Raw genomic sequence first — 13,333 nt, 5'->3', positions numbered from 1 at the left:
CTATAATCATAACTATAATCATAACTATAACGTAACATAATATACATTATGTTAACTAGGTAATTCGCTGAGCGGTATTTAGGGTAATAAGGAGCAACTACAGTTATCAGGAGGTTGCCTTTATGGGATTCAATTTCGGAGGCTTTGGCGATAAAATACAAGGATTAGTGGATACGTTCAAAGAGGGCGGAGTCGGTGAGCTGCTGCAAAAGCTTCCGCTAGATCAGCTGCCTGTCGATCAATTGCTGGAGAAGCTGCCGCTGGATCAACTGTTGTCGGGTTCTTTTCTGCAAAAGTTCACACCGTTCGAATCATTGACGGAGCTTCTGCAAAGCGGGGGATTCTCTGCCGGATCAGCAGAGGAGCTGAAGTCGCTGCCGCAGGATCAGCTGAACGAGCGTGTCACGAAAACTACCTCCTTCAGCTCACTGAAGGACATGCTGGTCAAAGCGGCAGAGTTCTATTCGCAGCGGAAGTAGCGCATTTATCTCCATCATTTGACCAGCGGGAACCAGTCTAATTCAATAAAACAGCGGCAGCTCCGGATGTATATCATCCATGGCTGCCGCTGTTTTCATTATGTGATTTCGTATTTTAACGTAATCTTTATTGCTTGAGCCAGGCCGTTGCCAGCAGCAGGGCCCCTTTTTTGGCATGGGTCTCTGCCAGGGCGTTAAGCATCACGAAGTCGTGGATGATGCCCTGGAACCGCACTGCCGTAACCGGCACTCCTGCTTCGCGGAGTTTGGCGGCGTAGGCTTCGCCCTCATCCCGCAGCACATCTGCTTCGCCGGTGATGATTAAGGCTTCCGGCAGACCGCTCAGCTGCTCCAGGCTGGCCCGCAGCGGGGACGCGGTTATCTGTGCCCGCTCCTCCGGATCAGTGGTATATTGATCCCAGAACCATTTCATGCCGGTGCGCTGCAGGAAATATCCTTCGGCGAACAGGTGATATGATTCTGTATCGAAGGCAGCATCGGTTACCGGATAGAACAGCAGCTGCTTGGAGATTGCCGGGCCGCTACGTTCCTTGGCCATCAGTGTGATGGCCGCAGTCATATTGCCGCCAACGCTGTCTCCGGCAACGCTAAGCTTGGACGCATCCAGCCCGTAAGTGGAGCCTTCTTGGGCAATCCATTCCAGTACAGCGTAGATTTCTTCAATGGCTGTAGGGTATTTGGCTTCGGGAGAGAGGCTGTACTCCGGGAAAACGACGGCAGCTTCGGCACCGACGGCCAGCTCGCGGATTAAGCGGTCATGCGTATGGCTGTTGCCGAATACCCAGCCGGCTCCATGAATATAGAGTATGACCGGGAGTGAAGTAGAAGCGGAGCCGATAGGACGGACAATTCGTACCTTCACCTCACCACCAGGTCCGCCGGATACCGTCAGATCCTGGATATCGGCTTCGGGCTTGAATATTTCACTGGATTGGACTGTATTTACCGTTTCGCGGCCTTTCTCAGGCCCAAGGTCGGGCAGAAAGGGAGGCTCGGAGTTGTCATCAGCGAATTTCTGGGCTGCGGGCTCGAGAACAATCTTCTTGTCTTCTGGCATGGTTTACAGTCTCCTTCTTAGATCTGATTTAGGTCAGGCTCTCCTTCATCCATAACCATCTGACACTTTTCTGAAACGTAAAGCGAACGGAAGCTCTGGTCAAGGGCTGGAAACTCCGCCGCTTATATATAGATAAACAGGCTGCATCCTCAAATAAGGAGGAGTGCAGCCTGTTTCTTATAAGCGCCCTATAATGCGCGCCGGGAAATCTTTTCAGCATCACTGGCTACAGGAATATTTCCTGCACGTTTACGTCCCTGTCTTAAATAATCCACCAGAACAAACAACAGTGTAATCAGCAGTGGATACATGATCGCCCAGCCTGTAAACGGAAACACGGCTACCGTAGCGGCAAAAGAAATCCAGCTGATCGTTACGCCTGCCCGGCTGCCCCGCAAGAGGCGGATTCCTGCAGCACAACCGCCAATATAGGTGAGGATGAAGGTGGCATTGGGAAATTTAATCAGTGTCGTAATCGAGAGCAGGCCGCTGCCGTAGAGCGATAATACTGCTGTGAAGCAGAGGGTCAGGAAGCCGATCGCTCCCACAGGTGTCTGATAGCGGTCTGATAAGCGGCCCATCCATTTCGGGGCATATCCCTGCCGTGACAAGGCATAAGCTACGCGTGAAGCAGCGCTTGAATAGGCGATGATCGTCGCCGTACAGATGAAAAGTCCGGTGAGTCCGGCAATGAATCCGCCCCAGGCTCCCAGCGGCTGGCTGATGATCCAGACCAGTGAAGAGTCGGCTCCTCCGCGGAGATAGCTCTGCGTACCGACTGTAGCGAGTGCCGAGAGGAAATAGAGGACTCCGACAATGACCGCAGCGATGGTCACACCCTTGACCGCAGCGCGCTGCGGGTCCTTGAATTCTTCAGACAGATGTGAGACGGCCTCCCAGCCGATGAAGCACCAGAAGAGAATCGCTGCCGCCTGCCCGACACTCATCCAGCCATGCGGAACAAACGGTGTGAAGTGGATACTCTCCATTCTTGGCAGAGCCGCAGCAAATGAGAAGACCAGTACAGCAACAATCGCGATCACAACGGCGATTTGTACTTTTCCGGCCACTTTCATACCGATCACGTTGATAATCAGGCCAATGGCCAGCATCCCTGCAGCGATGGCAATTCTGGCCGGATCGCCCCAGCCCATGGCGGCTGTCATATAACCCGCTCCGGTGAGTGCAGCGACAGGACCGCCAATCGGCACGGACATGAGGAAGAACCAGCCGACCAGTGCGCCTGCCTTAGGGCCGAAGGCCAGGGTGACGAAATGGGATACCCCGCCGGCATTAGGGAATTTGGCCGAGAGCAGACCCATGGACAGCGCAAGCGGGAGAATCAGCAGGGTCATGAATCCCCAGGCCAGCAGCGAAGCGGGTCCAGCCATCTCCGCTGCCAGTCCGGGTACGATTAACACACCTGAGCCGAGGACGGCTCCTATGTACAGGGCAATAGCCTGCGGCATCCCGATATTCCGTTGTAATGATTTATTTTCCTTCATATAAATAGTCCCGCTTTCCTTGTATTTAAATATAGAGTATCAGATAATAGATCCATTGGAAAAACGGAATTATCGAATGGAATCCATTCGAATAACCGATAGGTTGAAGGAGGTACTATGGAGTCTAAGCATCTGTTCACCTTTCTCGTTGTAGTTGAGACCGGCAGCTTTACCCGTGCAGCCCAGAAGCTTGATTACGCCCAGTCCAGCATTACCGCACAGATTCAGGCGCTGGAGGCAGAACTGGAGCAGCCCCTGTTTGACCGGATCAGCAAAAAGATCATTCTCACCGATGCCGGCCGCCGTCTCCTGCCGTATGCCCAGGAAATCTCCAAGATGCACACGATGGCCGAGAACGCGCTGCGGTCGGAGACGGAAATATCCGGTTCGCTGCGGATTGGTGCACCTGAATCTTTGGCGGCCTTCCGCCTCCCGGGAATTATCAAGGAATTCCGTAGCCGGCATCCGCAGGTGCAGATTACGCTGAAGCCGGGAGCCTGCTGGGAGCTGACGGAATTCGTCCGCTCAGGTGAGCTTGATCTGGCCTTTCTTCTCCAACCGGAGACGGAGTATAAGGAGATGTACTGTGACACGCTGATCCATGAAGCGATGACGCTGGTCGCTCCGCTCGATCACCCGCTGCTGGAATTGGAAGAAGTTGAACCGCAGCATCTTAAAAATGTAACGATTCTGCATACGGAAACAGGCTGCACCTACCGTACCTTATTTGAGCGCCATCTGAACAGCTATGGAGTGTTCCCCGATCCGAATCTGGAGTTCTGGAGCATTGAAGCGATCAAGCAATGCGTAATGGCAGGACTCGGTATCTCGTTCCTACCGATGATTACGGTCCGCAGGGAATTGGCGGAAGGCAAGCTGGGCCGGTTGAACTGGAATGATGAATCCCAGCGGGTGGCGACCCAAATTGCCTATCACAGCAAAAAGTGGAAATCCCCAGCGTTAAGTGAGTTTCTTGGAACGGTGCAGAAGCATGCTGTAATGTGGAGAGAAGAGGAGGAGCACGGGGCATGAATGAGCCGGAGCATGAATATGAAGAAGAGCTGGATGCCTTTCTGATCTGGATGAAGGACGCCGGCTACACAGCATATACACAGAAATCTTATCTTGCTGATGCACGGGAATTTCTAGGCAGTCTGAACGGGCGGGAGCTGGGTACTGTTAAAAAGCTGCAGGTTGTCTCCTATCTGACTTCTGTGCGGGAACGCGGGGTAAGTGATGCGACACGTAACCGTAAGCATGCCTCAATAAGCTGCCTCTTCAAGGCACTGACGGAGCTGGAGCTGCTGAATATCAACCCGGCCGCCGGAATCAAGAAGTCCAAAACCGAAAAAAACCGCGAGCCCGTCTATCTGGATGAACAAGACCTGCAGCGGTTTCTGTCAGCGGTAGACGGCAAGTACAGAAGCCGCAATCTAGCTGTTTTTTTGCTGATGTCGTATATGGGGCTGCGGGTAGGGGAAGTACATACGCTGAATCAGAGTGATTATAATGTAGAGAGACGTTCACTGCGTGTCTTCGGCAAAGGACGCAAATGGCGCAATGTGCCGGTTCCTGAGGATATTGCCCCGTATCTTGACCAGGCGCTGACGGACCGTCTTAATCCTTGGCACAGCAAGGAGGAGGCGATGTTCATCTCGCAAAAAGGCCGCCGGCTCTCCATCCGCGGCATCCAAGGGATTGCTGCGGATACATTCAGCCGCTTCCAGAGTGAGGTGCCTTCGTCCCAGCGCCGGCCGTACTCCAGCCATAAGCTGCGGCACTCCTTTGCCACCATGCTGCTGCGCAAAGGAGCGGATCTGCGCACGGTGCAGGAGCTGCTGGGCCATTCCTCGATCCAGACGACCACTGTATACACACATATTACGAGCCGTGAGAAGGAAGAAGCTATGTCCAGACTGCAGATCGGTATGCCGTATAAGACAGGCAGCGGTGACTCGTGAACCTGGAGCTAACAGCGTCAATACACACTATGAACTTTTGTTCAAAACATAACGCATAAATCACACGGAATGTGCATTTTTATAATGACAACACCGCCGTGAATTGCTAACATGATAAGGGGTTATTATTCAGGGTAGAAGGCGGAGAGGGACAAGCCTCGAAGTCGTAGACACAACGATTAGACCATGGATGAAAGAAATTGATAAGCTGGACAGCAATTCTGACTTTAATCGGTTAACGCGTCTTCGCGCGTCTGATGGTAAGGCGGGCTGGAGAAGAAGCAGAGTCTGAATCTTGAATCTCTTCCTTTAAGTAAAAATAGCCGCCAATCCCCTGTGGGTTGGCGGCAGGCTTGTCCATGCGCGGAGACTATAGCTCCAGCTTGGCAATCTCACTTTTGAGCTTATCGGCGGATTGCTGGAACAGAAGCTGTTCTTCGTCACTGAGCGGAAGATCAAGTACTTCACGCACGCCGGAACGGTCTACTACACACGGAGCGCCGAGGAATACATCTGACACGCCGTTGTAGTTGTTCAGCAGTGTGGATACATTCAGGACGGAGCCTTCATTGTTCAGAATGGACGCAACAATCCGGTCCAGTGCCAGTGCGATGGCATAGGAGGTAGAACCCTTGGCATCTATGATCTCGTAGGCGGCATTCTTGGTGTCCTCGAAGATCTCATCACGTTCTGCTTCATCGAAGCCCAGATCAATTCCCGCGACATTGGCGAGACTCCAGACCGGCAGCTCGGAATCGCCATGTTCACCGATGATTTGTCCATGAATACTGCGCGGATCGATTTCCTTATGAAGCCCAATCAGGTAACGGAAGCGGGCGCTGTCCAGTACAGTACCGGAACCGATAACCCGTCTGCGGTCGAAGCCGCTGATCTTCAAGGTGGCATACGACAGAATATCGACCGGATTTGTGGCAATCAGCAGGATAGCGTGATGATTGTATTTCGTGATTTTTTGGATGATATCTTTGAAGATCGAGATGTTCTTGCGCAGCAGGTCGATCCGGGTTTCACCAGGCTTCTGGGAGGCTCCGGCAGTGACGATGATGATGTCGGCTTCCTTGCAGTCCTCATAGGTGCCGGCCCAGAGCTTCACACCGCCGACAAATGGCATGCCATGGTTCATATCCAGCGCTTCACCAAGCGCCTTCTGATGGTTAACATCGATGAGTACTAGTTCGGGCATGCGCTTACGCAGCAGCAGCGTATAGGCCGTCGTGGTTCCGACTGCACCGGTGCCGATCACTACGACACGATTGGGCTTAAATGGGGCCATTGTTAGATCTCCTCCAGCTTTCGAATTTTGAAATATAAGGGTGTATAAGTTAAACACCATCATTCATCCTTATATTTCTCGCTGAAACGGTACCGTCCTATAGAAGGAAGGCAGAGCCGTTTCCACTTGCGGTCCAATCTTATCCATCATAATCTCTAGGGATAGTGTTTTCAAGCTGTCCGCTTTTAATCCATTACCCCAAAACGGGCATGCTAACAATGTATTTCTTATTATCCACTCAACCACTTGACAGGAGCGAATTTCAGAATGGATTTATTCCGCAAAAAACCGCTGGCTATTCCCCAGAATACCGGAGCGGAGAAACTTAGCAAGACACTGGGTGCAATGGATCTGACCATGCTCGGTGTAGGGGCCATTATCGGCACCGGAATTTTTGTAATGACGGGAGTGGCTGCTGCGGAGCATGCCGGACCGGGACTTGTGCTGTCCTTCATCATCGCCGGCTTTGCCTGTGTGTTATCCGCACTGTGTTACTCCGAATTTGCTTCCACACTGCCCGTATCGGGCAGCGCTTATGCATACAGCTATGTCGCCTTCGGGGAACTGCTGGCCTGGATTCTCGGATGGGATCTGGTGCTAGAATACGGTGTAGCCGCAGCGGCGGTAAGCAGCGGGTGGTCCGGTTATTTTCAGGGACTGCTGGAAGGCTTCGGCATTCATTTGCCCACCGCTTTGTCAGGGGCGTATAATGCAGATAAAGGAACCATTATTAATTTACCCGCAGTGGTCATTATCCTGCTGATCTCTTACCTGCTGACACGCGGGGTCAAGGAGACCGCCCGTTTCAATGCAGTGATGGTTGTGATCAAAATCTCGGTGGTGCTGCTGTTTATCGTCACCGGTATATTCTATGTGAAGCCGGAGAACTGGACGCCATTCCTGCCGTTTGGTTTCCATGGTGTAGTGAATGGTGCGGCAACCGTATTTTTTGCCTATATCGGATTTGATGCCATTTCGACTGCTGCCGAAGAAGTGAAGCGTCCGCAGCGTGATCTGCCGATCGGTATTATCTCGTCGCTTGCGATCTGTACCGTGCTCTATATCGCTGTATCCTTGGTACTTACGGGGATCGTGCCTTATCAGAACCTCAATGTAAGTGATCCGGTATCGTTCGCCCTGCGGTTCGTTGACCAGAATATGATCGCCGGTCTGATCTCTGTAGGTGCCATTGCCGGGATGACTACCGTGCTGCTGGTAATGCTGTTCGGACAGACCCGTCTGCTGTTTGCCATTTCCCGTGACGGATTGCTGCCGCAGAGCTTGTCCAAGGTCAGCCCGAAAACACATACGCCGGTGCGCAGCACATGGATGGTCGGCGGACTGATTGCCGTTCTTACCGGCTTCGTCCCGCTTGACCGGCTGGCCAATCTGACCAGTATCGGAACCTTATTCGCCTTCCTGGTGGTTTCACTGGGTGTTATTGTGCTCCGCCGTACGAAAACGGATCTCAGAAGAGGCTTCAAGGTTCCTTGGGTTCCGTTCATTCCGCTCCTTAGTGCGGCAGCCTGCGGTTATCTAATGTATAATCTGGGAAGAGAAACCTGGATGGGCTTCCTGATCTGGCTTGCAGTAGGACTGCTAATCTATGGTCTGTACGGATACAAACGCAGTAATTTAAATACGAAGAAATAACGGATTAACGGGAAGAGGAGAGAGAGCATTGTCATCCACAGCTTCAGGTTACAAGGTTCTGAGAAGGGTGCTGCTGCTTCTCCTGACCTTACTTATTCTCTCGGCTTGTTCTTCTGCTCCCGCTCCCGAGCCTTCCCAGCCCCCGCAGCCGACGGAAGCGCCGGAAGAAGGGCAGATGATTACGGTCATCACACCGGATGCCAAGAACGTCGATAATGAGAATGCCCCGAAATATCAGATTCAGACCCGGCTGACAGACTTCAGGCTGCTTAACCCGTCAGCGGGAATAGCCTGGGGTGTCACCAAAAATGAGCTGCGCATGTATATGACCCTTGATAACGGCAAAACCTGGGCCAATATCTCGCCGGCTACGACTGTGCAGTTTCTGAGCAACCCGGTGTATGGCAAAGAGATTTTCTTCACCGATCCCAGCAACGGCTGGATTATACGAAGCTCTTTCGGCACGACCGAGACCGTGGTGCTGCGCACAACAGATGGGGGACATACCTGGAAAGTTTCTGCTTTTCCTGACACCAACACCTTGTCCTCGTTCTACTTCAGTTCACCGTCCCATGGCTGGCTGATGACTTCCTGGGATGCCAGCTCCACCAAAGAGAGCAAAGCCTTGTATGCTACGCAGGACGGCGGGGCAACCTGGGCCCTGGTCATGCAGAATGAGCAGTATAATCCGAATCTGCCTAACAATACAATTCCGCTGCCGGGCGTTACGACCGGAATGATATTTAAGGACGGGAGCCGCGGATTCGTAACGCTTCAGACCGGGGCGCTGCCTAAGGTCTATGTCACCAAAGACGGCGGGGCAACCTGGGCGGCAGGCTCTGAATTTCTGGTCAACGAGAGCTTTGGAGGCTGTGACCGGGTCATTGCCGGTGAACCTGAATTCTTCGGTACGGATCATACAAGCGGATGGCTGTCTGTAGGTTGTCAAAAAGAAAAAGAGGCCAGCATGACCTACAACGGCTATTTCACTGCAAACGGGGGAGAGAACTGGAAGTTTATCAGCTTCAGCCGGCCGGCGTTGACGGGAATTAACCGGCATGTGGCACCTGAATTCCTCAGCTCGCAGGCGGGCTGGTCTTTAGAGGGGAACCTGCTGTACAAGACGATGAATCAGGGACAGACCTGGACGGCACTTCCGGCCAGCAGTGTACTGCAGTCCAAGCTGCTGGAATACCCGGAAGTAGTGAAGCTGCAATTCATCTCGGATGATGTAGGCTGGCTGCTGATCCAGAAAGAAGAGGACCGCAGATCTATCCTGCTGCAGACTACGAATGGCGGAGTGAGCTGGCGGGTTATGTAAAGGTAATTAAGAGGTTGTCCGCATTGGCGGGCAGCCTTTTCTTTTTGATAATACGGCCGCAAAGCCCTCTTAATATAAGGAAAAAACTTATTTAAAATTTTCTTTAAAAATGTGAAAAAAATCACATGACAAACTTTCACTCCTGTGATATATTTAACACATAGAGAACAAGTTCATTTTTTCACAAACTTTCATCCCGAATAGGAGAGATTATTATGAAAACATTTGAAACGGATTATATGACAAGAAACCTGCTGCAATTGTGCTACAACTGTGACGATGCTCACCTGTGTGAAACGGAAGAACAATGCAGAGCTTGCTGGGCGGACAACGGTATGCTGCCGGAAGAAACAAGCGAAACCAGACAATTGCTAGATCTCGTACATGCTTAATGTGACCGCCTCTCTTGGTATAATGAAGACCATTTAGGTTCCCGGATATAGGGGGATTTAGGTGGTCTTTTTGGCGTGCTGTCATCACCCCAAGTGAAGATTCTCTCGGAGCAGCCGGGGTTGTTACACATTTGTTATGCTGTCTTCAAGGGAAGAGGCATATACATGTAGAGAAGACCTGCAAAGGGCAGGGAATCTAACCAGATGGGAACAAGGGGGAAGAGAACATGGGAACGGGACCGGATCCATCCTGGATGTTTGATTTTACAGGAACGGTATTGCCGATATTCCTCGCTGTAGTCGTGGGGATTATCGCTGTGTCTGCAGGCAGAGGACTGCTTCAGTGGAGCCGGAACAATAATGCCCCCCTGCAGTCCATACCCGCCCGCATTGTCAGCAAGCGCAGCGAAGTCCGCCAGCAGCATGCACAGGATGAGAGCAGCCGCACCAGCACAACCTACTACCTGACGTATGAAGCGGAGGATGGTGTCCGCAGAGAGTTCAAGGTGGATGGCCAAGAATATGGCATGAGTGCTGAAGGGGACAGAGGGGTGCTGACATATCAGGGTACAAGATATCATGGCTTTCAGCGGCGCCCGCATTACTCCACAGCGGAATAGTGAACAGGCTTGTTCATGGATAGTGTGATGTTTATTTGAAAAGTGTTCAGCAGCCCCCTTGTAACCGTCAGCGGTGCAAGGGGGTATTTGGGTTGTGCTTGCCTCGGCTCAAAGGCAGGTTTTTCATGGTATACAAGGTATTGCTGCAGACCGCAGGAAATTGGGCGGGGACTGTCACCACTTAGGCGAATGCACATACAATACAGCGAGCAGTAAAGAACAACGGATGCTTGGCGTTACAGCTTTGTTCCATAACTGTCAATGAAGTGATTACAAGGAGGAGAACGCGTGGCCGTCATCAAAACGAATTCGGAGGATGTAAGGGTGCTTGCGCGGCTGATGCGGGCCGAGGCCGAAGAGGATGGGGAGTCAGGCATGCTGATGGTCGGTAATGTCGGGGTCAACCGGATTCTCGGCAACTGTCTGGACTTCAACAACATCCGCAGTGTGAATGATATGGTGTACCAGAGCCCGGGCGGCTTTGAAGCCCCGCAGAAGGGGTACTTCTATCAGCGTGCACGGGAGGCCGACATTCGTCTGGCAAAACGCGCTATCGCCGGGGAAAGAACCTGGCCAGCATCAAATGCACTGTGGTTCTTCCGGCCTGTCGGGGCTTGTCCGGCCAACTGGTATAACCAGCAGAACACCGGCCGCTACAAGGCACACTGCTTCTTCACTCCGACCCAGGTGGATTGCCCGTCATTATTCTAGGTACGCTTAAGTGAATGCTAATTCAAATTCAAGGAGGTTATTCGTAAATGATCGTTCAACCCTATCGTCCCGTTAATTATATGATGGGCAGCAACCCAGCAGGTGGCATGAGCAACATGAACAACATGAACAACATGAACAACATGAACGGCATGGGCCCGATGAATACTATGGGTGCCATGAGCAACAAGGGGAACATTGGAAACATGGGCACCATGGGTACCATGGGTACTATGAGCAGCATGCCGCCGCAGGTCACCAGCGGCAGCCCCATGACGCCTGCCGGAACCGTGGTCTCAACAACTGCACCGGTGTTCGAACAGTCTTATGTGGAGAACATCTTCCGCCTCAACCTTGGCAAGGTCGGCACCTTCTACTTCACCTACGAGAACAACAAAGACTGGAACGCCAAGGTCTATACCGGTGTGCTTGAAGCTGCCGGCCGCGACCATCTGATTATCAGCGACCGGGCGACCGGACAACGGGTTGTGCTGCTGATGGTGAATTTCGATTATGCCACCTTTGAAGAGCCGCTTGTCTATCAATATCCGGGAGTTATCGGAAATCCGGCGGTTGTACGGAGCTGCCGATAAGCTTTCTGGCCATTTATCCATAGAATAACGCAAAAACGGCTGTCCACCTTTGTTTAAAGGCGGTCAGCCGTTTCTTTTGCTACCGTACGCACATATGCTGTATTTTTCGAGGGGACACGCATGCTTGCTGTTTCACCTAATATATTTATATAATAAAAGTATTATTTATAATCCGTGATTTATGTACTGGAGATGAAGGCATTGGGAAATTGATACGGAAAGGAACAGCTGGCATGATCCAGTCTGACATTTTGAACAAACGAAGGAGGTGGGCCTATCCGCCCGCACAGGAAACGGCGGATAGGAGTATAAATTGAGCGACCCTTTACCCGGTATATTAAATGTAGGTCTTATTATTTTGATTGTGCTGCTTAACGGTTTTTTTGTTTCGGTTGAGTATGCAATGGTGAAGGTGCGCAGCGGGCGCATTGATTCACTGATTGAGGAAGGCAGCAAGCGAGCCCCTGCAGCAAGAAAGATCGTTCATAATCTGGATGGTTATCTGTCGGCCTGTCAGCTTGGCATAACACTTGCCTCGCTTGCGCTAGGCTGGCTAGGAGAACCGGCGATTGCTACGATTGTAGGGCCGGTTATTACGAACCTCGGCTTCGGAGAAACAACTGTTTTTGTGGTTTCGCTTATCATTGCTTTTATGTTCATCACTGTTCTGCATATTGTACTGGGCGAGCTTGCCCCGAAGACCATTGCGGTGAATAAAGCGGAGGCAGTACTTCTGCTTGCTGCAGGTCCGATGAATGTCTTTTACCGGATCATGTATCCCTTCATCTGGGTGGTTAACGGCCTGGCACGCGGGCTGCTGCGTATCTTCCGTCTGACGCCGGCATCGGAGCTGGCTACAGCCCATACGGAGGAAGAAATACGCATTCTGATGCAGGAGAGCAACAAAAGCGGATTGATCGACAACACGGAAATGACCCTGGTGGATAATATCTTCGAATTTGCCGACACGATGGCCAGGGAGATTATGATTCCGCGCACGGAAATGATCTGTCTTAACACGCATCTGGAGACGGACGAGAATCTTGAAATTGCCTTTGACGGAATGAGAACCCGTTATCCGGTCTGCGACGGAGACAAGGACCATATTCTCGGCTTCATTCATATCAAGGATATGATCCGTGATAATGCGCCCAAGTATAACGAATTGATCCGTCCGATATTAACTGTACCGGAATCGATTCAGATTAGCAGCCTCCTCAAGGTCATGCAGCGTGCCAAGACCCAAATCGCTATCCTGATTGATGAGTATGGCGGTACCTCGGGAATGGTTACTCTGGAGGATATTATGGAAGAGATTGTCGGAGAGATTCAGGATGAGTTCGACGAGGAACGTCCCGGTATCGAGAAGCTGGGGGAGGATGAGTTCTCTATCGACGGCCTGATGCTGATCGAGGAGATCAATGATACGCTCGGAATCCATATGGAGACGGATGATTACGATACGATAGGCGGCTGGCTGTATTCCAAGCTGGAGGTCAATCCTCCGCAAAAAGGCCAGACGGTGGAGTTTGACAATCATTTATTCGTGGTAGAAGAGACGGACAATAAGCGGATTTCCCGGATTAAGCTGCTGAAGGTGCAGTTTTTGACGGAGGAAGCCGGAGCTTAATTACAAGAAGACAAGAGCATGGCGCTGTTACAGCGCTGTGCTTTTTTTTGCATTCAGGGGCTCCGGTTTTTGCAGCGCTCTCCTTAGGCAAAAACT

General features: G+C 51.7%; 13 protein-coding genes. 10 read left to right on the top strand and 3 right to left on the bottom strand.

Going from position 1 to position 13,333, the window contains the following annotated elements:
* Nucleotides 1–122 precede the first annotated feature (122 nt).
* The gene (locus GC101_RS02020) at nt 123–479 is read left to right on the top strand and encodes a hypothetical protein (protein WP_171715906.1); all 357 of its coding nucleotides are present in this window, start codon (nt 123–125) and stop codon (nt 477–479) included.
* Nucleotides 480–606: 127 nt separating this feature from the next.
* Here the strand turns inward: GC101_RS02020 and GC101_RS02015 are convergent, their stop codons facing one another.
* Nucleotides 607–1,557: an alpha/beta hydrolase gene (locus GC101_RS02015; protein ID WP_171715905.1), complete on the bottom strand. Its 951-nt coding sequence runs from the start codon at nt 1,555–1,557 to the stop codon at nt 607–609.
* Between the two features lie 188 nt (nt 1,558–1,745).
* The gene (locus GC101_RS02010) at nt 1,746–3,062 is read right to left on the bottom strand and encodes an APC family permease (protein ID WP_171715904.1); all 1,317 of its coding nucleotides are present in this window, start codon (nt 3,060–3,062) and stop codon (nt 1,746–1,748) included.
* Between the two features lie 117 nt (nt 3,063–3,179).
* Between GC101_RS02010 and GC101_RS02005 the strand changes: the two genes are divergently transcribed.
* Both GC101_RS02005 and GC101_RS02000 read left to right on the top strand, forming a co-directional pair.
* Nucleotides 3,180–4,094, top strand: coding sequence for a LysR family transcriptional regulator (locus GC101_RS02005; RefSeq protein WP_171715903.1), 915 nt, complete (start codon nt 3,180–3,182; stop codon nt 4,092–4,094).
* Nucleotides 4,091–5,023 (top strand): tyrosine-type recombinase/integrase, encoded by a 933-nt coding sequence (locus tag GC101_RS02000; RefSeq protein ID WP_171715902.1) that lies wholly within the window; start codon nt 4,091–4,093, stop codon nt 5,021–5,023. The genes GC101_RS02005 and GC101_RS02000 overlap by 4 nt, the downstream gene beginning before the upstream one ends.
* Before the next feature lie 370 nt (nt 5,024–5,393).
* On the opposite strand, the gene GC101_RS01995 is transcribed toward GC101_RS02000, so the two are convergent.
* Complete coding sequence (locus GC101_RS01995; RefSeq protein WP_039298976.1) at nt 5,394–6,317, bottom strand: L-lactate dehydrogenase; 924 nt, start codon at nt 6,315–6,317, stop codon at nt 5,394–5,396.
* Nucleotides 6,318–6,584: 267 nt separating this feature from the next.
* Here GC101_RS01995 and bcaP point away from each other — a divergent pair, with 267 nt between their 5' ends.
* The 7 genes from bcaP (at nt 6,585) to GC101_RS01960 (ending at nt 13,237) form a co-directional block, all read left to right on the top strand.
* Nucleotides 6,585–7,970 (top strand): branched-chain amino acid transporter BcaP, encoded by a 1,386-nt coding sequence (gene bcaP / locus GC101_RS01990; protein ID WP_171715901.1) that lies wholly within the window; start codon nt 6,585–6,587, stop codon nt 7,968–7,970.
* A 28-nt stretch (nt 7,971–7,998) separates the two neighbouring features.
* Nucleotides 7,999–9,291: a WD40/YVTN/BNR-like repeat-containing protein gene (locus GC101_RS01985; RefSeq protein WP_171715900.1), complete on the top strand. Its 1,293-nt coding sequence runs from the start codon at nt 7,999–8,001 to the stop codon at nt 9,289–9,291.
* 215 nt (nt 9,292–9,506) lie between these two features.
* The gene (locus GC101_RS01980; RefSeq protein ID WP_171715899.1) at nt 9,507–9,683 is read left to right on the top strand and encodes a hypothetical protein; all 177 of its coding nucleotides are present in this window, start codon (nt 9,507–9,509) and stop codon (nt 9,681–9,683) included.
* Between the two features lie 227 nt (nt 9,684–9,910).
* Entirely contained in the window at nt 9,911–10,303 is a 393-nt protein-coding gene (locus tag GC101_RS01975) for a DUF2500 domain-containing protein (RefSeq protein ID WP_171715898.1), read from the top strand.
* 288 nt (nt 10,304–10,591) lie between these two features.
* Nucleotides 10,592–11,014 carry a cell wall hydrolase gene (locus GC101_RS01970; protein WP_042137747.1) on the top strand — a complete coding sequence of 141 codons (423 nt, stop codon included), beginning with the start codon at nt 10,592–10,594 and terminating at the stop codon, nt 11,012–11,014.
* A 179-nt stretch (nt 11,015–11,193) separates the two neighbouring features.
* The gene (gerQ, locus tag GC101_RS01965) at nt 11,194–11,607 is read left to right on the top strand and encodes a spore coat protein GerQ (protein ID WP_246354154.1); all 414 of its coding nucleotides are present in this window, start codon (nt 11,194–11,196) and stop codon (nt 11,605–11,607) included.
* 313 nt (nt 11,608–11,920) lie between these two features.
* Nucleotides 11,921–13,237 carry a hemolysin family protein gene (locus GC101_RS01960; protein ID WP_171715897.1) on the top strand — a complete coding sequence of 439 codons (1,317 nt, stop codon included), beginning with the start codon at nt 11,921–11,923 and terminating at the stop codon, nt 13,235–13,237.
* Nucleotides 13,238–13,333 lie beyond the last annotated feature (96 nt).

The sequence above is a fragment of the Paenibacillus phytohabitans genome (genome assembly GCF_013141775.1).
GTDB lineage: Bacteria > Bacillota > Bacilli > Paenibacillales > Paenibacillaceae > Paenibacillus_AQ > Paenibacillus_AQ phytohabitans.
This window is presented reverse-complemented; position numbering and strand designations above follow the sequence as displayed.